20 protein-coding genes and 1 riboswitch are annotated in these 19,834 nt (G+C 54.1%); of the genes, 6 read left to right on the forward strand and 14 right to left on the reverse strand.

Translation table 11 applies throughout. The features are described from left to right. Nucleotides 1-158: 158 nt before the first annotated feature. The 3 genes from cobF to PMI41_RS20920 all read right to left on the reverse strand — a co-directional run bounded on the left by cobF (nt 159) and on the right by PMI41_RS20920 (nt 2,682). Nucleotides 159-932, reverse strand: a complete 774-nt coding sequence (gene cobF, locus PMI41_RS20910; protein ID WP_008128190.1) for a precorrin-6A synthase (deacetylating) — start codon at nt 930-932, stop codon at nt 159-161. After that, entirely contained in the window at nt 929-1,192 is a 264-nt protein-coding gene (locus PMI41_RS20915) for a hypothetical protein (protein WP_008128191.1), read from the reverse strand. The genes cobF and PMI41_RS20915 overlap by 4 nt, the downstream gene beginning before the upstream one ends. 100 nt (nt 1,193-1,292) lie before the next feature. After that, nucleotides 1,293-1,517: riboswitch (cobalamin riboswitch) on the reverse strand. Nucleotides 1,518-1,641: 124 nt separating this feature from the next. Beyond that, complete coding sequence (locus PMI41_RS20920; RefSeq protein ID WP_008128192.1) at nt 1,642-2,682, reverse strand: glutamine synthetase beta-grasp domain-containing protein; 1,041 nt, start codon at nt 2,680-2,682, stop codon at nt 1,642-1,644. A gap of 353 nt (nt 2,683-3,035) precedes the next feature. On the opposite strand from PMI41_RS20920, the gene PMI41_RS20925 reads away from it, so the two are divergent. Continuing rightward, nucleotides 3,036-3,293, forward strand: coding sequence for a GlsB/YeaQ/YmgE family stress response membrane protein (locus PMI41_RS20925; RefSeq protein ID WP_008128193.1), 258 nt, complete (start codon nt 3,036-3,038; stop codon nt 3,291-3,293). 6 nt (nt 3,294-3,299) lie between these two features. Here PMI41_RS20925 and PMI41_RS20930 read toward each other — a convergent pair whose 3' ends face one another. From PMI41_RS20930 to betI, 10 genes are all read right to left on the reverse strand, one after another. Further along, nucleotides 3,300-4,082, reverse strand: a complete 783-nt coding sequence (locus PMI41_RS20930; RefSeq protein ID WP_008128194.1) for an ABC transporter ATP-binding protein — start codon at nt 4,080-4,082, stop codon at nt 3,300-3,302. Beyond that, complete coding sequence (locus tag PMI41_RS20935; RefSeq protein WP_008128196.1) at nt 4,079-4,855, reverse strand: ABC transporter permease; 777 nt, start codon at nt 4,853-4,855, stop codon at nt 4,079-4,081. Before PMI41_RS20935 ends, PMI41_RS20930 begins: the two co-directional genes overlap by 4 nt. A 55-nt stretch (nt 4,856-4,910) precedes the next feature. After that, nucleotides 4,911-5,825, reverse strand: coding sequence for an ABC transporter substrate-binding protein (locus tag PMI41_RS20940; RefSeq protein ID WP_244423987.1), 915 nt, complete (start codon nt 5,823-5,825; stop codon nt 4,911-4,913). 213 nt (nt 5,826-6,038) lie between these two features. Further along, entirely contained in the window at nt 6,039-7,328 is a 1,290-nt protein-coding gene (locus PMI41_RS20945; protein ID WP_008128198.1) for an amidohydrolase family protein, read from the reverse strand. 9 nt (nt 7,329-7,337) lie between these two features. Further along, nucleotides 7,338-8,279: an ABC transporter permease gene (locus PMI41_RS20950; RefSeq protein ID WP_008128199.1), complete on the reverse strand. Its 942-nt coding sequence runs from the start codon at nt 8,277-8,279 to the stop codon at nt 7,338-7,340. 1 nt (nt 8,280) lies between these two features. Further along, the gene (locus tag PMI41_RS20955) at nt 8,281-9,366 is read right to left on the reverse strand and encodes an ABC transporter permease (RefSeq protein WP_040856128.1); all 1,086 of its coding nucleotides are present in this window, start codon (nt 9,364-9,366) and stop codon (nt 8,281-8,283) included. Continuing rightward, the gene (locus PMI41_RS20960; protein WP_008128202.1) at nt 9,366-10,940 is read right to left on the reverse strand and encodes an ABC transporter ATP-binding protein; all 1,575 of its coding nucleotides are present in this window, start codon (nt 10,938-10,940) and stop codon (nt 9,366-9,368) included. The genes PMI41_RS20955 and PMI41_RS20960 overlap by 1 nt, the downstream gene beginning before the upstream one ends. A 56-nt stretch (nt 10,941-10,996) precedes the next feature. After that, nucleotides 10,997-11,935, reverse strand: coding sequence for a BMP family protein (locus PMI41_RS20965; protein ID WP_244423988.1), 939 nt, complete (start codon nt 11,933-11,935; stop codon nt 10,997-10,999). Nucleotides 11,936-12,230: 295 nt separating this feature from the next. After that, a complete protein-coding gene (locus PMI41_RS20970; RefSeq protein WP_008128206.1) occupies nt 12,231-12,470 on the reverse strand; it encodes a hypothetical protein in 240 nt (79 codons plus the stop codon). A 154-nt stretch (nt 12,471-12,624) separates the two neighbouring features. Beyond that, a complete protein-coding gene (gene betI / locus PMI41_RS20975; RefSeq protein ID WP_008128207.1) occupies nt 12,625-13,233 on the reverse strand; it encodes a transcriptional regulator BetI in 609 nt (202 codons plus the stop codon). Between the two features lie 141 nt (nt 13,234-13,374). Here betI and choX point away from each other — a divergent pair, with 141 nt between their 5' ends. Then, entirely contained in the window at nt 13,375-14,310 is a 936-nt protein-coding gene (gene choX / locus PMI41_RS20980; RefSeq protein WP_008128209.1) for a choline ABC transporter substrate-binding protein, read from the forward strand. After that, nucleotides 14,307-15,347: an alcohol dehydrogenase catalytic domain-containing protein gene (locus PMI41_RS20985; RefSeq protein WP_008128212.1), complete on the forward strand. Its 1,041-nt coding sequence runs from the start codon at nt 14,307-14,309 to the stop codon at nt 15,345-15,347. Before choX ends, PMI41_RS20985 begins: the two co-directional genes overlap by 4 nt. Before the next feature lie 9 nt (nt 15,348-15,356). Here the strand turns inward: PMI41_RS20985 and PMI41_RS20990 are convergent, their stop codons facing one another. Further along, nucleotides 15,357-16,247 (reverse strand): LysR family transcriptional regulator, encoded by an 891-nt coding sequence (locus tag PMI41_RS20990; RefSeq protein WP_008128214.1) that lies wholly within the window; start codon nt 16,245-16,247, stop codon nt 15,357-15,359. 101 nt (nt 16,248-16,348) lie between these two features. On the opposite strand from PMI41_RS20990, the gene PMI41_RS20995 reads away from it, so the two are divergent. The 3 genes from PMI41_RS20995 (at nt 16,349) to PMI41_RS21005 (ending at nt 19,833) form a co-directional block, all read left to right on the forward strand. Next, nucleotides 16,349-17,188, forward strand: a complete 840-nt coding sequence (locus PMI41_RS20995; protein ID WP_008128216.1) for an oxidoreductase — start codon at nt 16,349-16,351, stop codon at nt 17,186-17,188. An 88-nt stretch (nt 17,189-17,276) separates the two neighbouring features. After that, the gene (locus tag PMI41_RS21000) at nt 17,277-17,717 is read left to right on the forward strand and encodes a nuclear transport factor 2 family protein (protein WP_244423989.1); all 441 of its coding nucleotides are present in this window, start codon (nt 17,277-17,279) and stop codon (nt 17,715-17,717) included. A gap of 256 nt (nt 17,718-17,973) precedes the next feature. After that, nucleotides 17,974-19,833, forward strand: coding sequence for an ABC transporter ATP-binding protein/permease (locus PMI41_RS21005; RefSeq protein WP_008128219.1), 1,860 nt, complete (start codon nt 17,974-17,976; stop codon nt 19,831-19,833). Nucleotide 19,834: the final 1 nt, after the last annotated feature.

The raw sequence follows: 19,834 nt of genomic DNA on the forward strand, positions 1-19,834 counted from the left end.
AAAAAAAGAATGCAGCAACCTATACGTAAAACGGACACTTAGTTAAGCGTCTACAAGTTGTAGTCGCGCTGTAAAACGAGCCAGAATCTTTTTCATAAAAGGCGGGACGGAACGGCTAATGCTGCGCAAAAGTATGATGCGGTGCCGATGCGGGCGACCTATTCTTCCACATCCTCAAACGTCTTTTTCAGCAGATACGTATCCATGATCCAACCCTTTTGTGCACGGGCGACATTGCGCAGCCGCTCAATATCATCGACCACCTCGCGCAGCTTGCCGGACATGAGGATTTCGTCTTCCGTGCCGATATAAGCGCCCCAATAGATATCGACATCCTCGTGGATATTCTTGAAAGCCCCCTCGCCATCGAGCATGACCACGACGCTTTCTGAATTATTCGGAAAGCCCTCGGCGAGTTTTCTCCCAGTGGTAATTGTAATCGACTCGCCTATGCGATTGAGCACCACCTTATGCTTCGCCGTCAGCGCCTGAATGCTGGTGATGCCCGGAATGACATCATATTCCAGCTCAAAACTGCCCTTGGCGTTCAACCTGTCGAGAATCCGGATCGTGCTGTCATAAAGTGATGGATCACCCCAGACGAGGAAAGCACCGCATTCATCATCGCCTAGTTCCTCCATCAACAAATGCTCATAAGTCGCCTCCACCTTGTCATGCCAATCGGTGACACTTGCGCGATATGTTGAGGAAGGCTTTTCACGAACAGGCGTTGCAAAATCCACCATGCGATAATCGGGATCGGTAATGAACCGCTCGCAAATCTCCCGGCGTATACGCGACAGCTGCTCTTTCTCCGCACCCTTGTCTGGAATGAAAAACACATCCACCTGATTGAGTGCGCTTACAGCCTGTATCGTCACGTAGTCGGGGTTGCCTGCACCAATCCCGATAATAAGTACTTTGCGCTTCACTGTGGCACACGCGAAGCCGGCGCAGCGGCCAGTGCCTGTTTCTCTTCAATCAATGCACAAAATAAATCATGCAGGCGTTTTGCACCCGCATGTTGCCCCGCATAAGCCTCAAGCTTGATGATTTCGCTGCTTGCTGCCGCCACGATATCGACGCCGCACGGGCGGGACATCAACCATGCAAGGAAAACATCTTCCGGTGCATTGAAGGCGTTTACCGCAGGCGGATTGTATTGTTGGCGTGTAGTTGCGCCGAGAGACATGCTTAACCCCGATTACTGGGGCAAGGGTCGAGCGCGTAGATTGCAGACGGTCAGCTTGCGCCAAACCACTGCAAGCGACACACCGGGACACCCCGCCCGTGGACGTTCATCATGTTTCGGCAGGTCTCCTGGCTCACAGGTCAGTGCCGCTATCTGGCCTTCCCGAGGACTGCGCCTCAGTGACCTTCTCCTGAATATCTCAGGTGACAGCAACTCGCTGTTTACAGTTGCGGGGGCAGCGCCGGCATTGGTGAATGTCACTTCACCGGCTTCCCTCTTAGCTCCCGGCCTTTCGGTCGGGAGAACCGGAACACTCTTATAAGAGCCCAGCATGCCCCTAAACGTCAACAGGCAAGCTTTGAATTGCGTGGAAATCGCCCATCAACAGCGGGAAAAAACAAAAATGGCGCAGACGAATGCCTGCGCCATTCTCATTTATTCCAATGCAATCAAGCGGCCAGAACTTCTTCCGCATCTTCCGGAACTTCGGAAATTGTCCGCAGGATTTGCGAAGCGATCTGGTAGGGATCGCCCTGTGAGTTCGGACGACGATCTTCCAGATAGCCGCGATAGCCATTGTTTACGAAGCTATGCGGAACACGGATCGATGCACCGCGATCAGCAATACCGTAGCTGAACTGATGGATCGACTGTGTTTCATGCTTGCCTGTCAGGCGCATGTGATTGTCCGGGCCGTATACAGCGATATGGGCAGCGCAGTTTTCCTCGAAAGCAGCCATGACTTTTTCGAAGTAATCCTTGCCGCCGACTTCACGCATATAGGTGGTGGAGAAGTTTGCGTGCATGCCCGAGCCATTCCAGTCGGTATCGCCAAGCGGCTTGCAATGATACTCGATATCGATGCCGTATTTTTCTGTCAGACGCTGCAGCAGGTAGCGTGCGATCCACACTTCGTCGGCTGCCTTCTTGGAGCCCTTGCCGAAAACCTGGAATTCCCACTGGCCTTTTGCCACTTCGGCATTGATGCCTTCATGGTTGATGCCGGCATTCAGGCAGATATCGAGATGCTCTTCGACGATCTGACGGGCGATATCGCCAACATTGCTGTAGCCGACGCCGGTATAATAAGGACCCTGCGGAGCGGGGAAACCTGTTTCCGGGAAGCCGAGAGGACGGCCATTCTTGTAGAAGAAATATTCCTGCTCGAAACCGAACCAGGCACCATCATCATCGAGAACAGTTGCGCGGGTATTGGAAGGATGCGGTGTCTTGCCGTCCGGCATCATGACTTCGCACATGACGAGAACGCCATTTTTGCGCTCGCTGTCCGGATAGAGCGAAACGGGCTTCAGCACGCAATCGGAGCTTTTGCCTTCGGCCTGCTGCGTAGAACTTCCGTCAAAACCCCAGAATGGCAATTGTTCCAGCGTCGGAAATGTATCGAATTCCTTGATCAGCGTCTTGCCGCGAAGATTCGGCGAAGGTGTATACCCATCGAGCCAGATGTATTCGAGTTTATATTTTGCCATTCCGTTTCTCTCATATTGTTTGTGCAAACCCGGGTGCGAAACGTGATCCAAACGACGTTGCTTCGCGTTAAAAATAACAAAGCAAACAGCGTGCCAATTCAGGAAGATCGTTGAAATTTATTTTGCAAACCTGTTAGCCGGGGTATTTATTCGTGCTTTGCGCAGACCAACAATCCAGTTGCCATGCACATTTCTCGCAAAGCGCTCGTTTGGGTAGCTTCACTACCTGATGCAATTTTAGGCAAGTGCGAAATTTCTGGGCAGCCAAAAGCACAAATATCTGCCGGAGATTGTGGAACCAATAGCTCCGTTTCGGGGTTCTGTGATCTGGAATGAACCTAATGGAGAGTGTTATGGAAAGTGCCGGAATCGGGTGGATCGCAGCTATCATCATTGGTGGCATAGCGGGCTGGCTTGCAGAGATGTTCATGAAGAGCAACATGGGCGTCATCATGAACATTATCCTGGGGATCGTCGGCGCCATCATCGCCAATGCGATCCTGTCGCTTGTCGGCGTGGTGCTCACCGGCTGGCTTGGTTATCTTATCGCGGGTTTCATCGGCGCGTGTATTCTTATCGCCGTTGCGCGCATGTTCAGACGAACCGCATAGGGCTGGCTAGCCTACCGCAGCCAATATAGCTTCGCTGCGTATCTCTTCGGTCAATTGAAGCCGCATCTCGGCAAATTCGGGTGCGGCTTTCACCGTGTAGTGGCGCGGATGCGCCAGAGGAACCGGCGTTATTGATTTGATACGCCCGGGCCGGGCTGACATCGTCACCACGCGCGATGCCAGAAAGATTGCCTCTTCAATATCATGGGTGACGAAGATCACCGTTTTCTGCTCGCGTTCCCATATACTGAGCAAAAGTTCCTGCATTAATCCGCGTGTCTGATTATCCAGCGCACCAAAAGGTTCGTCCAACAGCAATATTTTGGGGTCATTTGCCAATGCCCGGGCAATAGCCGTGCGCTGCTGCATGCCGCCAGAGAGCTGCTTGGGCCAGTGGTTTTCAAACCCCTTCAACCCTACCTTATCGATGTAGGACGCAACGATATCCGCCTTTTCCTTTGCCCCGACACCGCGCTCTGTCAGGCCGAAACCTATATTCTGCTCGATCGTAAGCCACGGAAACAAGGTATAGGACTGGAACACCACGCCGCGATCTGCACCCGGTCCTTTGACCTCTTTGCCATCAAGAGTGACCGTCCCTGTCGTCGGGCGGTCGAGCCCTGCAACAATACGCAGCAGTGTGGATTTTCCGCACCCGGATGGCCCGAGGATGGAAACGAAATCATTGTGTGGGACAGTCAAATCCGTGGGCTGCAATGCCTGTACAGGCTGACCGCCACGGACACCCGGAAACACCCGGCTGACGCCTTTGATAACAAGCGTGCTCATGCGAGCCTCCAGGCGAAAAGGCGGCGGTTGACCGACTTGAACAGGAAGTCGGAAATCAGGCCGATAATGCCAATAACGATAATGCCGAAAATGATCTGACCTGTTGCAAGCAGCGCCTGACTGTTAATGATCATATAGCCGATACCGGACGATGCGCCGATCATTTCCGCTACGATCACATAGGTCCATGCCCAGCCCAGAACCAGACGTAGTGTCTCCGCAACATCAGGCGCATTGGCGGGAATGAGCACGCGCCTGACGACGCCGCGATCGTTGGCACCAAGCGTATAAGCGGCCTCAACCAGATCCCGCCTCGTATTTGCCACCGCAACAGCCACCATGAGAACGATCTGGAAAACTGCGCCGATAAAAATCACCAGCAGTTTCTGCAACTCACCAATACCCGCCCAAAGAATGAGCAGGGGAATAAAGGCCGAAGCAGGCAGATAGCGCGCAAAGGAAACAAACGGTTCAAGCAGCGCCTCAATAGGCTTGTAGGCCCCCATGGCAATGCCAAGGGGCACGGCGATCACCGCAGCGATGATAAAGCCGCCGACAACGCGCCATATGGTCATGCCGATATCATAGAGGAAATTCTGTTCCAACAGTAAGATCCAGCCATCGTTCACCATCGTCAATGGATCAGCGAGAAAGGTGCTCGACACGAAGCCGCCAAATGTCGCGATAGACCAGCCGCCGACAAAAAGAATGAAAAACAGGATACCGAGAAGTATCCGCGCTTGCGCCCCGATGGGCTGTAATGGCTTGAACATGAAGTCCCCTTGGCGATACGGCGAGCGGCAGAAACCGCGCGCCGTACAAGCCTGATTATTGTATGAAGCTGGTGTCTACAATCGTTGAAAGGTCAGGCTTCTTCTTGATAATGCCGATTTCAAGCAGCAACTCTGCTGCCTCTTCGGAAAAGGTCATGAACTCCTTGTCGAAGAAGGTTTTGTTGGCAGCCTGATCCTGCCACTTCAGATATTGCGCGGATTCGCCAAACTTTTCCCCGGATTGCTTCACATCCGCGCCCATGATTTCAAAGGATTTGTCCTTGTCGGCAGCAATCAGTGCAAGCGCGTCGAAATAGCTTTTCGCCAGCGCTTTTGCTGCGTCAGGGTTCTTCTCAAGGAAAGCATTGGTGCAGCCAAAAGTATCCATCACAACGGGATAATCCAGCGTTGTGGCGATGATCTTGCCCTTGTCCGGCGCAGCACGAACAGTGGAAAGATACGGTTCATAGGTCATGGCCGCATCGTTCTGGCCAGCCACAAAAGCCTGTGCAGCCGGTCCCGGCTCCATATTGACGACCTTCACATCCTTGATCGAGAGACCGTTCTTCTTCAGCATCCACGCCAGTACGAAATAGGGCGATGTTCCCGGCGCTGAAGCCGCGACAGACTTGCCCTTCAGGTCGGCAATTTTTGCGACATCGCCGCGCACGACCATGCCATCCGCACCATAGGATTTGTCCATCTGGAAAATCTGCTTGGTGGCAACGCCGTTGGCGTTCCACGATATCCAAGTCTCGACGGTCGTTGCGGCGCACTGAACATCGCCAGAAGCAAGCGCCAAGTGACGGCTGGCCTGCGGAATTTTGGTCAATGTCACATCAAGACCGTTCTTTTCAAAAATTCCTGCTTGCTTTGCCAATGTCAGCGGCGCGAAACCCGTCCAGCCGGAAAGCCCGACAGAAACAGCGGTCTCAGCAAGCGCGGGGACCGAAGACATTGCAACAGCCATGAACGCAACTGCGATACGGTTTTTGAATTTCATGATGACAGAACCCCTGTGTTTATTTTTTTGGCAGGTCAAATAGCAGGCCATATGATAGGCAGCCAAGATTTCTTTTGTCTACACATAACCGATGAATTTATTCGTGACACGTGGTTCGGCAAGTTCATCATGAGTGAAGCTGCAGGGAAACGACCTATCGTGCGGTTCTCCCTATATTCCTTATCCCAGCCGGGGCGCGTAACTTGCAGGATCAACATTTTCCGGTCTGCCAGCCAGATCAAGCGTGCTTACCTTTGCCGGCGTCTTGGCAATCACCTTGCCGCCCTTGATTACCGCAAGACGGGTTGCTTTCAGGCGAATGGCCTCGATTGTATCCGCCGCCTGCAGCAACACCATGTCCGCCTTGCAACCCACATCAAGCCCATAACCTTCAAGGTTCAGAATTTTCGCCGGTTCTGTTGTCACCGCCGCGAAACATTGGCGCATGGCGTCGCGGCTTGTCATCTGCGCCACATGCAATCCCATACTCGCAACATCAAGCATGTCGCCCTGTCCCAGCGAGTACCAAGGGTCCATCACGCAATCATGGCCGAAAGCTACCGTGACACCATGCGCCAGCAGTTCGGGCACGCGCGTCATACCCCGGCGTTTTGGATAGGTGTCGTGGCGCCCCTGTATGCCAATATTGATCAGCGGATTGGCGATCGCCGCTACGCCTGCCTCGGCAATCAATGGCAAAAGCTTGCTGACGTAATAATTATCCATCGAATGCATGGACGTGAGATGCGATCCGGTCGAACGTCCGCCTAGTCCGAGCCTCTGAGTCTCATAGGCCAAGGTTTCGATATGGCGCGACAACGGATCATCAGTCTCGTCGCAATGCAGGTCGATCATCAAGCCGCGTTCAGCGGCGATTTCGCAAAGTGCTCGGACACTTGCTGCACCATCTGCCATCGTGCGCTCAAAATGCGGGATGCCGCCAACGACATCGACACCCAGATCCAGCGCGCGATTAAGCAATTCGACAGCACCTGGATAGCGGTAATAGCCGTCCTGTGGAAAGGCTACGAGTTGCAGATCGATATAGGGAGCAACACGCCTCTTGACCTCAAGCAGTGCCTCAACACCGAGCAGACGGTCATCACAAATATCCACATGGGTGCGGATCGCAAGAAGTCCCTGCGTGACCGCCAGATCGCAATAACGCATCGCTCGCTCAATTACGGCTTCATGCGTCAGAAGCGGCTTCAGCTCGCCCCAAATCTGGATGCCATCGAGCAGACGCCCGCTTTCATTCAGGCGCGGCTGGCCAAGCGAAAGCGTTGCATCCATGTGGAAATGGCAATCAATGAAAGGGGGAGACACCAGCTGGCCAGCCGCATCAATCACCTCTCCCGCCTCGCCGTCCAGATTGACTTTCATGGCGGCAATCCGCCCGGATTTAACACCGATATCGACCCCGGTACGGCCATCGGGCAAAGTCGCGTTGGTTAGCTTGAGATCGAACATGGGAAACCTTTATCTTTGACCCTTGAACCAGGGCACCAGCAATGAACGCGGATAATCAGCCTTGCGGGCAACCAGAATCAGCGCCAGAATCGAGAGAAGATAGGGCATCATCAAAAAGACTTGTCCCGGAACGAACGCCCCGACTTCAGTTTGCAATCTTATCTGAAACGCATCGAATGCTCCGAAAAGCAAAGCTCCCAGCAATGCCTTGCCTGGCTGCCACGAAGCGAAAACAACAAGTGCAATGCATATCCAGCCGCGCCCGTTGACCATGCCGAAGAAGAAGGCATCAAAGGCGGACATGGTGAGAAATGCGCCGCCAAGCGCCATAAGCGAAGACCCGGCGACGACCGCTCCAATCCGCAAGCCGCGAACAGAAAGTCCCTGCGCCTCAATTGATGAGGGATTGTCGCCGACGGCACGCAATGCAAGTCCAAGCGGCGTCCGGTAAAGCAGCCATGCCACCAGCCCGACAAGTATGAAGGCCAGCAATGTCAAAGCTGTTTGCTGGAACAGCACAGGCCCGATGAACGGGATATCGGAAAGAACTGGAATATCGAGCGGCTGGAACGGGATGATGCGTGGCGGTGTCGAAACATTTGGCAAGGCCGTGCGGTAGGTGAAATAGCCAAGGCTGGTCGCCAGCAACGTTATGCCGATACCGGATACGTGTTGCGACAACCCAAGCACCACCGTCAGGATTGCATGCAGCAATCCGAAGATTGCTCCGGCAAGGGCTGCAACCAGTACACCGGTCCATAGTCCGCAGCCCAGCCACACGGCCATCCATCCGGCCATTGCTCCCGCCGTGAAAATTCCCTCAATGCCAAGATTGAGCACTCCGGCCCGTTCGCACATCAGTGCGCCCAGCACACCGAATATCAATGGCGTGGCTATGCGGATGGCTGCAGCCCAGAAGTTAACAGTCAAAAGGATGTCGAGAATCTCCACCTTACTCTCCCATCTGAACAGGCACAGCTGCACGCTCAAATTTAAGACGGAACCGCAGGAAGAAGCCCCCAACCAGAACGCAAAGCAGTGACAGCGCGACCACGAGATCGGCAAGATAGTTGGAAACGCCGGTAGCGCGGCTCATGGAATCCGCGCCAACGAAAACCGCTGCAACAAAGAGTGCCGCCAGCACCACCCCAAGCGGATGCAGACCCGCAAGCATGGCAACAACAATACCGGAATAGCCAAAACCGGGAGACAGGTCCGCTGAAAGATAGCCCTTGACGCCCGCTACCTCGCTGACACCTGCCAGCCCCGCAAGCCCCCCGGAGATCAATGCAACCTTCAGCATTGTTGCATTGACCGGCACACCCGCAAAGCGCGCCGCCGCCTTGTTTTGTCCAACTGCGCGAATTTCAAATCCAAGTACGGTTTTGGAGATGACAATCCAAAGAGCCAATGCCGCAACGAGCCCGAGGATCAAACCACCATGCACTCGCATGCGGGCAAACAGTTTTGGAAAAGCCGCTGCATCCACCAATGGCACCGATTGCGGCCAGCCCAGCGCAAGCGGGTCCTTAATCGGGCCCTCGATCAACATCTGCACGAAGAGTATGACAATGAAGTTGAGGAGCAGCGTCACGACAACTTCATCCGCCCCGAAGCGCAGTTTCAGCAGCGCCGGTATTACCATCAGCAGCCCTCCTGCAACGATGCCTGCAAGGACAACAGCAGGGATCAACAATGGAGCTGGCAGTGAAAGTAGTCCGCTACCAACACCGATTGCGGCAAGAGCGCCCGCATAAAGCTGGCCCTCCGCACCAATGTTCCAAAGCTTGGCACGAAAGGCGATGGCAGCAGCAAGACCGGTCAGGATGAGCGGCGTTGCCCGCGTCAGCGTTTCGGAAAAGGCAAACATCGAACCGAATGAGCCCTTGAACATCAACCAATACGCCGTCAGCGGAGACACGCCCGCAAAACTTACCGGCACCGCCACCAACGCGAAGGCGGCGAGCGCCGCGATAATCGAAATGATAATTCTGGCATTGAGCGAGACATTGCTGCGCGGCTGAAGCGATATGCGCATCATATTCTCCCCTCGCCGGCTGCATGCGCAGAGTGTCCTGCCATCATCATGCCCACCGAACCGCGATCCAGCCCTTCGACGGCGCCGGCATCTGTTACCTCGCCTGTGTGAACAACCAGCAGCCGGTCTGAAAGCGCGAACAACTCGTCAAGATCTTCCGAAATCAATAGCACGCCCGCTCCCCGGTCACGCGCTGCAAGAATGCGCTGGTGCACTTCCGACTGCGCGCCGATATCAAGACCTCGCGTCGGTTGATTGGCAAGGATCACTTTCGGCGAGCGCTCCAGCACGCGGGCGAGAATGAGCTTCTGGATATTGCCGCCGGAAAGAAGTCGCGCCTGCGCGTCCGGTCCCTGACAGCGTATGTCATAGGCTTTGATACCATGGTCGGCCCTCTCGCGCATGGCTTTCCGGTTGATAAATCCGGCCGTCTGGAATTCCTTGCTGTGAAGATCTTCAATGGCAATGTTTTCAGCGACAGACATGGACCCGACCACTCCGTCATGCTGGCGGTCTTCCGGCATGCGGGCAACACCTGCAGCAACCAACGCGCGCGGATCATTCGTTTTCATCGGCTCACCATATAGGCGCACCGAACCCGTATCGACAGTTTCCAGTCCCGAGATCAAAGCAGCAATGGCGGATTGCCCATTGCCTGATACGCCAGCGAGACCGACGATTTCACCCGCCTTGACGGCAAAGGATACATCATTCAAAGACTGACGCATCGAACCACGTTTCAGTGAAACCCGATCGAATTCAAGTATGATTGACCCTACTTGTGACGGATTTCGCTGCAAGGGCGGTACTGCGCGACCCACCATCATATCGGCGATTGCGCGCTTATCCGCATCGGCGGTAATCAGTTCCCCGGCCTTTTTTCCGCCTCGCAGTACAGCGATGCGATGCGAAACGGCCAGCACTTCGCCAAGCTTGTGCGAGATGAAAATAACGCCAAGCCCTTTTGCCGCCAACCGCCGCAAAACCACAAAAAGCCCGTCGGCTTCCTGCGGCGTCAACACGGCCGTAGGTTCATCAAGGATCAGCACCCGTACATCGCGATAAAGCGCTTTCAGAATCTCGATGCGCTGCTTTTCGCCCACGCTCAATTGTGCGGTTTTCACATCAAGATCGACCGTCAGGCCGCTTTCCTGCATGATTGCTTCAATGCGCCCGCGCAGAGCAGCCCGACTTCGCCAGACCTGCCACAGCGATTCGGTTCCAAGTACGATATTGTCAAAGCCGGTCAGGTTTTCGGCCAGTGTAAAATGCTGGTGCACCATGCCGACACCGGCATCAAGCGCGGCGCTCGGCGAACCTTTGGGCAATTCATGCAAAACACCAGCATCATCGGCAACGCATATCGTCCCCTCTTCCGGCACATAATGACCGAAGAGGATATTCATCAATGTGGTCTTTCCGGCACCGTTCTCGCCAAGGAGCGCCAGTATTTCACCGCGATTGAGAGAAAGACTCAAATCATCGTTGGCGACCAGCGACCCGAACCGCTTGGTTATGTTTTCGAGCGACAGGACGACGGAGCCTTTCTCCGCCTGCCCTTTTGATTGCATCATATGGCCAGCCTCAATTCTGAATACCGGATCAGACACCCGGCATTCAGAATACTGTTTTATTTCGTTGACTTCGGTTCGGCGTCGTTGATCTCGATCTTCAGCGTTCCCGCCTTGATCTCCGCTTCCTTCGCCTTTGCCTTCGTGATGGATTCCGGCGTTGCGAGCTTCTCATCGGCAACAATGCTGCCGCCACCGGCACCCAAGAATGAATAGATTCCGAAATCAGCAGCCTTGAAGCTACTGGCTTTTACATCCGCGATTGCCTTGTCGGCAGTAGGCTCGAAATGCCAGAGCGCACTGGCAAGGATCGTTCCGGGATAGTCCTTGGAAGTATCAATGACATTGCCAATGGCCAGAACGCCGCGCTCTTTTGCGGCATCCGACACACCAAAACGTTCGGCATACATAATATCCGCCCCGGCATCGATCATGGCAAAGGCCGCTTCCTTGGCCTTTGGCGGGTCATACCAGGAGTTGATGAAGGTCACGAGAAACTTGACATCGGGGTTGGCTTCCTTGGCTCCCTGAATGAAGGCATTCATCAGCCGGTTAACTTCGGGAATAGCATAGCCGCCCACAAGCCCGATTGTATTGCTTTTGGTTTTCGCTCCGGCAATCAGACCTGTCAGATAAGCAGGTTCCTGAATGAAATTATCAAAGGTGGCGAAGTTCGGCTCCACCGGCGGAAGCGACGAGCCCATGAGGAACTTGATGTCAGGATATTCCGCAGCAACAGCGCGCGATGGTTTTTCAACACCAAAGGCTTCGCCAACAATCAGGTTCGCGCCCTGTTCGGCATATTCGCGCATGACACGCTCGTAATCCGTATTGGAGACATTCTCCGAATAGGAATAATCAATATCGCCGCGTTCCTTGGCGGCATTCAATGCCAGATGAATCCGGCTAACCCACTGCTGCTCGATCGGAACCGTGTAAATCCCGACCACTTTGGTTTTTTCCTGTGCCATCACAGGTCCTGAGCATGCAATTGCCATGGCAGCGCCTGCTGCCAATCCAATGAAAGCCCTGCGGCCCAATGTGAGAATATTTTTCATCGCATTCCCCTTTTTGTATATTTTTTGATCAAAACCTCACAGCACCTAGTTAATAGGCAATGGCGGTTTTTCGCAATGTGAAACGGGGAGTGAGATGCGCTTTGTTATGCTTCTGCACAACTCTAAGGCGTAAAGGCGAAGAAACTGATTCTATGAAATGTTGGAAAGGGATTGGCGCTTTGTTCTTGTGAAGCCAGCGCCATCCGTCCGTTGGAAGCGAAGTTTGCTGCGGTCCTTATTTCGGGCAGCACATTGTGCGGTCAGCTGCACCAGGGCGGTATAACCAGTTTGGCGGCATTTTCAGAACATGAAGTACCCGCTCGCGCCGTTGCGTTGCAACCGGAGTTGAAGTCTTTCCAACACGTGCCATCAACTGGCGGATTTCATCCGACTTGACACCATCACTCGCCATCATCTGACGGATGATCGGTTCGGCCAATAATTCGTTCAATGTAGGTTCAAGCACTTCCAGCATGATTCCCTCCTAAAAGGATGTTTCTGCCGGGAATTTGCCCATGCTCAATGTCGCTTGCATGTCGTCATTATGGCCGTTCTAAGAATTGCTTCAGCAGATTGAGAAAATCCTGCCACAAAGTGCAAAACTGTATCTCACAGCGCCGATTCCGCTTTTATTTAGCTGGCTTTTTCATTGCGCTGATCCCTGTCGCACCGAGCAATTGCTCCACCTGATTCGTAATGAGAGCGATAGCGCCCGCACTTGTTGTCTGGCTGTGGATGGCAGCACGGTGGAGCCAGCAGCCATCAATCAGAACCGCGACAGTTTCCACGAATCCCGGCAAGTCCGCACGGCTGACAATTCCGCTGACACAACTGCTGATATTGGACGCCAGACGGCGATGAAACAATCGCTGCAGGCGTTCAAGCTGCGGATCACGCGCACTTGCAACATAAAATGACAACCAGGCATTGGCGGTGTTTTGCTCGAACAGAGATTTCGGGAAATTACCTTCAATGATTGCCAAGAGCCGTTCCCAGCGATTCGGCGCCGCTTTCATGCGCTTCGCCACCTCATCCATGATAACCCGATTGGCGTGACGGACCATCCAGAACAGAACTTCGTCCTTGCTCTTGAAATAATAGGAAAGGATACCCGGCGACATGCCGGCTTCCTTGCATATGCGGGCAGTGGTCAGACCGTCGATTCCATGTTGCAGGAACGCGCGGTACGCCCCCTCGATAAGCTCCTGCCGCCTGATATCTTCGATGGAACGCTTCATTGCATGCACCTGCTGAATTTACGCTTGCGACTATAGCGTTCAAATTTTTGTACGCTCATACAATTTTTTAAATTGACAAACAAAATTGCGATGCCAAGCTTGAAGGACAAGTCTCACGTTAGAAAACCAAAGGGGAACAACATGAGAAAATATGCATCCATAGCGCTGCTAGCCGCGCTGATATCCAGCCATGCCGAACTGGCAGCTGCCGAAGATGCAGCATGCAAAACCATCAAGGCTGCCGATCTGGGCTGGACCGACATCACCCTTACTACCGCAACTGCTACCAGTATTCTTGGCGCTATCGGTTATGAAATGAAGAGCAGCCTGCTTGGATTGAGTGTAACCTATGCCAGCCTCAAGGACAGTCAGGTGGATGTGTTCATGGGTAACTGGCGGCCCGCCCAGAATATCGAGTTCAAGCCGTTCTTTGACAATAAATGGGTAGATGTACTGACGACCAATCTGACCGGCGCGAAGTACACTCTGGCTGTGCCTGACTATGTAGCGGCAGAGGGTGTTAAATCGTTCGACGATCTGGCCAAGCATCCGGACAAGTTTGCCAGGAAAATATATGGCATCGAGCCCGGCACCAACCAGCCTCTTCTGGACATGGTGGCCAAAGGAAGTCACGGGCTCAGCGGCTGGACTATTGTTGAGTCCAGCGAACAGGCCATGCTGGCGCAGGTGAAGCGCGCCGTCGACCGCAAGGAATGGGTGGTTTTCCTAGGTTGGCAGCCCCATCCTATGAACCTCAATCTGAAGATGGAGTATCTTACCGGTGGAGATGAAGAATTCGGCCCCAACTTTGGCGGCTCCACTGTATGGACGCTGACAAGGCCGGGATACGAACAGGCTTGCCCTAATGTGGCGAAGTTCTTCAAAAATCTCGTATTTTCTGTCGATCAGGAAAACGAAGGCATGAAAATGATGCTGGATGACGGCGCTACGGGCGAAGAGGCAGCCTTGGCGATGATCCGGAAAAACCCGGAAAATCTCGATAAATGGCTGGATGGCATTACAAGCGCCGATGGTTCCCCTGCCTTGGAAAAGGTAAAGGCGGAATTGCTTAAATGAGCCTGTTCAATGCCGCCGAAATGCGCGCCGCCGTCACCGATGGCACGCCGCGTGGAACATTCAAAATTGATTGCATTCCCGTGCCTTATGCCGGACATGGCGAGATGATCGTAAAGCTGGAAAGCTGCGGTGTCTGCCATACCGATCTGCATATCTGGAAAGGATCTGTCAGACCGGGAAGCGGCCAACCCCCGGCGCGTATTTTCGGGCACGAGGGCGTGGGTAGCGTCGTTGCGTTGGGTGCTGGCGTCAACGGCTTCAAGACCGGCGACCGCGTTGGCGTTCCGTGGCTGCATGACACCTGCGGTATTTGCGATGAATGCCTTGCCGGGCAAGAATCCTTCTGCCAGTCGCAACGCGCACACGGCTTTGATGTCGATGGCGGCTTTGCCGAATATGTCCGCGTCAATGCCAGCCATGCCGTCCCTTTGCCACAAGATATGGACGCCTCGCAGCTCGCTCCCCTCATGTGCGCTGGCGTCACCGCCTATTCGGCAATTGGCAAGGCAGAACTGAAGCCTGGCATGCGCTGCGCAATCTTTGGGTGCGGCGGGCTTGGCCTCTATGCCATCCAGATTGCCATACGGGCAGGTGCACACGTCATTGCGCTGGATATTTCGCAGGATAAGCTTGATCTGGCAAAGTCGATGGGCGCTCACACAACATTGATTGCGGATGAAACTGCCTCGGAAAAGTTGAAAGCACTGGGCGGCGCCCATGCCTGCATCAATTTCGCCCCAACCACAGCCACATGGCCGATCATGATCAGTGCGATTCGCCCGCGTGGCAGGATCGTTGCAACGGCTATGGTTTCACAAGCTGTGCCGATCAATCAGGAATGGTTGACCGGAACCGGCGTCTGCATTACCGGCACCAGTGTCGGCACGCGGCTGGAAATGCGTGAACTTCTGCAATTACATGCGAAAAAGCCATTCATCATGCAGACACGGGAAATCTCGCTCGATGGCGTCGAAGCTGCGCTGATGGATTTGGCTTCCGGCCACGTCGATGGCCGTATTGTCATCCGTTTCGATTGAAATGCAGTCTCACCTATGCACCTTGAGGAAATCTATGAAAGCGCGCATGGCGGTAGGCAGCTGTCTGCGGCTTGGGTAGTAAAGAAAGAATCCCGGGTAATAGGGGCACCAATCTTCCAGAACCCGTTTCAGTCGTCCTTCCGCGATATGTGCCTCAGCTTGCTGTTCAAAGAGATAGGCGAGTCCTGAACCATCCAATGCCGCCCCGACCATCAAATCCTGATCGCCCAATGTAAGCGGCCCCGCCACTTCGATCTCAAGCTCGATTCCGCCTTTCTCAAATTCCCAGCGATAAAACGATCCACCCGCGAAGCGATAGCGGATACATGGCTGGGTGCTCAGTTCATGCGGCGTAGCGGGAACCGGATGCCGCTCGAAATAATCCGGAGAGGCTACCACCGCAAATCTGTGCCTTGGTCCGATTGGCACCGCGATCATATCGGCAGCGACCATTTCGCCGAAACGCACGCCAGCATCGCAGCCCTCTGCAACCATATCAACCAGTGCATCATTGACCAAAAGCTCAACCTCAACGCCAGGATAGGCCTGCAGGAACTTCGAAACGATCGGCAAGAGCACAAGTTTCGCCGCTGCCCGCGCCGCATTGATACGCAATTTCCCGGAAGGCTGACCGCGAAACGCGTTCAAATCTTCCAGCGCGTCTTCAATGTCGAGAAAGGCCGGATTGACCCGACTGAACAGCTGTTGCCCCGCATCCGTCAGCGCAACGCTTCGTGTTGTCCGGTTGACGAGCCGGATTTCAAGCCGCTCCTCAATGGTTCGCAGAGCGTGGCTTAGCGCCGATGCGGTGACACCCAGCTCCACTGCGGCTTTTCGGAAGCTGCTATGCTGCGCAATGGCCAGAAATATGGCGAGGTCGGCTGGGCCAATCTTCCGCATTGATGAATTTTCCTCACTAGCTTGTGGAAAATTGAAGCGATTATTTCATTTCATCTCATGCGCTAAAACTTCGATGCATTCAACATGAAAGGAAAAACATCATGCGTATCTGGTTTATAACGGGAGCATCACGCGGCTTTGGCGCACTTATCACTGAGGAGGCTTTGAAGGCTGGCGATGCCGTTGTTGCAACCGCCCGTAACCCGGCAACTATCACTGCCCGTTTTGGCGAACATCCCAATCTGCTCCCCGTCGCGCTCGACGTCACAAACGAAGAACAGGCAAACGCCGTGGCTGAGCAGGCGATCAAGCGTTTCGGCAAGATTGATATTCTTCTGAACAATGCGGGCTTCGGTCTGCTTGGCGCGGTTGAGGAGGCAACCACGGCAGAGACCGAAAAGCTCTATGCCACCAACGTGTTCGGCCTGCTCAAAGTCACCCGTGCCGTGCTCCCGCACATGCGTCGGCAGCGTTCCGGCCACATTCTCAACATTTCGTCTATCGGTGGATATGTCAGCCATGCCGGATGGGGCGTCTATTGCTCCACCAAATTTGCCGTTGAAGGCATCTCTGAAGCCCTTCATGACGAACTTGCACCCCTTGGTGTCAAGGTCACTGTCGTCGAACCCGGCTTCTTCCGCACCGATTTTCTTGACGAAAGCTCGCTTTCAGTCAGTCACAGCGCCATCGCCGATTATGATGAAACGCCGGCAGGTGCGATGCGGTCTTTGGCAGTGCAGTTCAATCACAGCCAACCGGGAGATCCGGCTCGTCTGGCCAAAGCTATGATCACTGTCGCCCACTCCGATAATCCACCGCTTCGCATGCCGTTTGGCTCAGATACGGTTGCCGCGATTGAAAAGAAGAATGCCTACGTTGCCAGCGAGCTTGCCACTTGGCGCGATCTGGCAGTTTCAACCGACTTTCCAGCAGGCGCTTGAGCGCAGCCAAACAAGGAGAACTGCAATGCTTAACACGCGATCCGGCCTTCAGGCTCTGGCGACATCTGGAATGCTGTTCCTCACACCTATGGAAATGAGTATGGCACAGACGAAAGATCAAATTGAAGATCAGAACAAGGCGACGGTTCAGGCAGGATTTGATGCCTGGAAGAATGGAACCGGCAGCCCTTATGATTCCCTTGCACAGGATGCCACTTGGGAGATCGTAGGCAACTCCGCAGCCTCCCGGGTCTATACCAGCAAGGCGGATTTCATCAACACAGTCATCCGCCCATTCAATGCCCGCATGTCGACCCGCCTCATCCCGACCATACGCAGTGTCTATGCCGATGGTGATACGGTGATTGTCTTCTTTGATGCCGAAGGAACCGCGCGCGACGGCAAACCTTACCGCAATACCTATACGTGGTATCTGCAACTTCGCGGCAAGCAGATTGTAAAAGCGTCAGCATTTTATGACAGTGTTGCATTTAATGATTTCTGGGAACGCGTGACACCCCAGCCTTGAATTCAGGCAATTGCGCCCGGAGTTACTTTATCCCGGGCGCTGCTTGTTTGAGTGCCTTCTTTACGAGTTTTCAGGTGAAAACCCGTATTCCCATCGCCCATTCTCCAAATCTTAACCCAATTTTAACCACGGTTTGTTGCAATGCGTAACATTGTGTTACAATTCTCGAGAATCAGACCGGGGCAATCTTTTGCAATCATCGACTGAAGCAACTGGGAAACCATCTCCCGCCAACAGAAACTCCACATTGTCCTCAATGTGCAGCTTCTGGGGTTTGCTTCGCGCATACTGGACGTCTGATCGCTGGGTTGAAGCCTGGACATTGACGATTGCCATTGCGCTTTTGACGGCAGCAGCAAGCAAGGCAAGCGTCTGGATGGCGATGGCCTCCGGCGAACTCATCAATTCGCTTGTCGATATTCATGACCCCTTTGTGGTCAATCCGCTCAATGTGATCCTTGCCAATGCCGGTATCCTCGTCGCTCTTGTGGCGATGAAGGAAGTGGGCTTCATCGGTGTCCGTCACCTTCTGTCGACAACGCTGCACCGCAAATGGCGCGGTTGGCTCAATGCCCGCTTTGGTGAAGCGCTCCTCGATGACCAGCATACCCATTATCATTTGCAGCAGGGCGGCTCTTCCAGCGAAGACCAGACGCCGGACAATATCGATCAGCGCATTCAGGAATCCATCAAGGGCATGACAGGCGGTGCCATCGGCCTCGCAATGGGCGTACTTGGCGTCACCATGTCCATTATCTTCGTCGGCCAGAAGCTCATTGAAATGTCGACGCCTATTCCCGGCCTCGGCTTTCTCGGAGATTATGGCAGTGCCACTTTGGCCTTCGCAGCGATTACTCTTTATGTTCCTGTCAGCACATGGATTGCTATGCGTATCGGCCGCGTGCTCGAAAAACTCACCTTGGCCATGCAGCAATCCGAGGGCAGTTACAGAAGTGAACTCACAACGCTTTTGCGCCGCAGCTTTCAAGTGGCCGCTGCCAATGGCGAGACAGTTCAAAAATCATTGAATGGCAAACTCTACAAAAGCGTCGACAATAACTGGGCACGTTTCAATGTTTTCGATGCCTGCTACATGTCGTTCACATCGGTCTATAATTTCTTTTCCGCCCGTATCATCGCCTATATCCCCGGCCTCCTGCCCTATATGGGCAACACGATCAGCTTCAAGAATTACATTACTGGTTCTGAACTTGTAGGTTCCATGATCAATGAGTGCTCATGGTTTATCCATGTCATGCCGGCAATCGCCAATCTCAAAGCAAATGCAAGGCGCGTCACCGAACTGGCACAGGCCGTTGAACGTGTCAGCCAGCCATCCGAATATTATCGCTCCACTGGTATCAACGAGTTCAAATTCGCAACGCAGCACGAAGCCTTTGGTGTTTCGGTGCGCGGCCTTGAGCTGATGCATCGCGACAGCGAGGCGAAGCCTTTTCTCACCCTGCCGAACATGCGTTTGCGCAAGGGTCAATGGGCCTATATCAAAGGTGATTCCGGCAGCGGCAAGACCTGCCTGCTCAAGGCAATGAACGGTCTTTGGGGTTACGGGCGCGGCGAAATCTTCTACCCGAAAGACGCTGCAACCATGTATGCGGCGCAGGAGGTCAAACTCCCCGGCGTTTCGTTGAAGCAGCTTGTCTGCCTGCCGATGGATGAAGACCGCTTCAGCGATGCATCGGTCGCCGCCGCGCTGCACCGCGCAGGCATGGGCGACTTTATCGAGAACCTTTGCAATGAGAGCCGTGACGGCACTTCATGGGATCAGCTTCTTTCCGGCGGCCAGAAGCAGAAGCTGGTGCTTGCGCGCATTCTTCTGCACAAGCCTGCGGTCCTGTTTCTTGATGAAGCAACCGGCGCACTCGATCCGGATTCCAAGATCGCCTTTCATCAGGCCATCAAGGATCATTGCGTCGGAACCACTGTCATCAGCGTGATGCACGAAATCGAAGCGCCGCGCTCCGTTACCGGCGAAAATTTCTACACGCATATTCTGGAGATAGCCGAAGGCGAAGCTATCCAGCGACCACTTCTGGAAATACCTGCTGAATCCATCCCCACGCCCGCAAATGACTTTACGCTCGTCGCGGCGGAGTAAC

Source organism: Phyllobacterium sp. YR531, from assembly GCF_000282595.1.
Classification (GTDB): Bacteria; Pseudomonadota; Alphaproteobacteria; order Rhizobiales; family Rhizobiaceae; genus Phyllobacterium.

Excerpts from the sequence above, each read along its gene's own strand:
- PMI41_RS20915 (WP_008128191.1), bottom strand. The coding sequence starts at position 1,192 with ATGTCTCTCGGCGCAACTACACGCCAACAATACAATCCGCCTGCGGTA.
- PMI41_RS20920 (WP_008128192.1), bottom strand. The coding sequence starts at position 2,682 with ATGGCAAAATATAAACTCGAATACATCTGGCTCGATGGGTATACACCT.
- PMI41_RS20925 (WP_008128193.1), top strand. The coding sequence starts at position 3,036 with ATGGAAAGTGCCGGAATCGGGTGGATCGCAGCTATCATCATTGGTGGC.
- PMI41_RS20930 (WP_008128194.1), bottom strand. The coding sequence starts at position 4,082 with ATGAGCACGCTTGTTATCAAAGGCGTCAGCCGGGTGTTTCCGGGTGTC.
- PMI41_RS20935 (WP_008128196.1), bottom strand. The coding sequence starts at position 4,855 with ATGTTCAAGCCATTACAGCCCATCGGGGCGCAAGCGCGGATACTTCTC.
- PMI41_RS20940 (WP_244423987.1), bottom strand. The coding sequence starts at position 5,825 with ATGGCTGTTGCAATGTCTTCGGTCCCCGCGCTTGCTGAGACCGCTGTT.
- PMI41_RS20945 (WP_008128198.1), bottom strand. The coding sequence starts at position 7,328 with ATGTTCGATCTCAAGCTAACCAACGCGACTTTGCCCGATGGCCGTACC.
- PMI41_RS20955 (WP_040856128.1), bottom strand. The coding sequence starts at position 9,366 with ATGCGCATATCGCTTCAGCCGCGCAGCAATGTCTCGCTCAATGCCAGA.
- PMI41_RS20960 (WP_008128202.1), bottom strand. The coding sequence starts at position 10,940 with ATGATGCAATCAAAAGGGCAGGCGGAGAAAGGCTCCGTCGTCCTGTCG.
- PMI41_RS20965 (WP_244423988.1), bottom strand. The coding sequence starts at position 11,935 with ATGGCAATTGCATGCTCAGGACCTGTGATGGCACAGGAAAAAACCAAA.
- PMI41_RS20970 (WP_008128206.1), bottom strand. The coding sequence starts at position 12,470 with ATGCTGGAAGTGCTTGAACCTACATTGAACGAATTATTGGCCGAACCG.
- betI (WP_008128207.1), bottom strand. The coding sequence starts at position 13,233 with ATGAAGCGTTCCATCGAAGATATCAGGCGGCAGGAGCTTATCGAGGGG.
- choX (WP_008128209.1), top strand. The coding sequence starts at position 13,375 with ATGAGAAAATATGCATCCATAGCGCTGCTAGCCGCGCTGATATCCAGC.
- PMI41_RS20985 (WP_008128212.1), top strand. The coding sequence starts at position 14,307 with ATGAGCCTGTTCAATGCCGCCGAAATGCGCGCCGCCGTCACCGATGGC.
- PMI41_RS20990 (WP_008128214.1), bottom strand. The coding sequence starts at position 16,247 with ATGCGGAAGATTGGCCCAGCCGACCTCGCCATATTTCTGGCCATTGCG.
- PMI41_RS20995 (WP_008128216.1), top strand. The coding sequence starts at position 16,349 with ATGCGTATCTGGTTTATAACGGGAGCATCACGCGGCTTTGGCGCACTT.
- PMI41_RS21000 (WP_244423989.1), top strand. The coding sequence starts at position 17,277 with ATGGAAATGAGTATGGCACAGACGAAAGATCAAATTGAAGATCAGAAC.
- PMI41_RS21005 (WP_008128219.1), top strand. The coding sequence starts at position 17,974 with ATGTGCAGCTTCTGGGGTTTGCTTCGCGCATACTGGACGTCTGATCGC.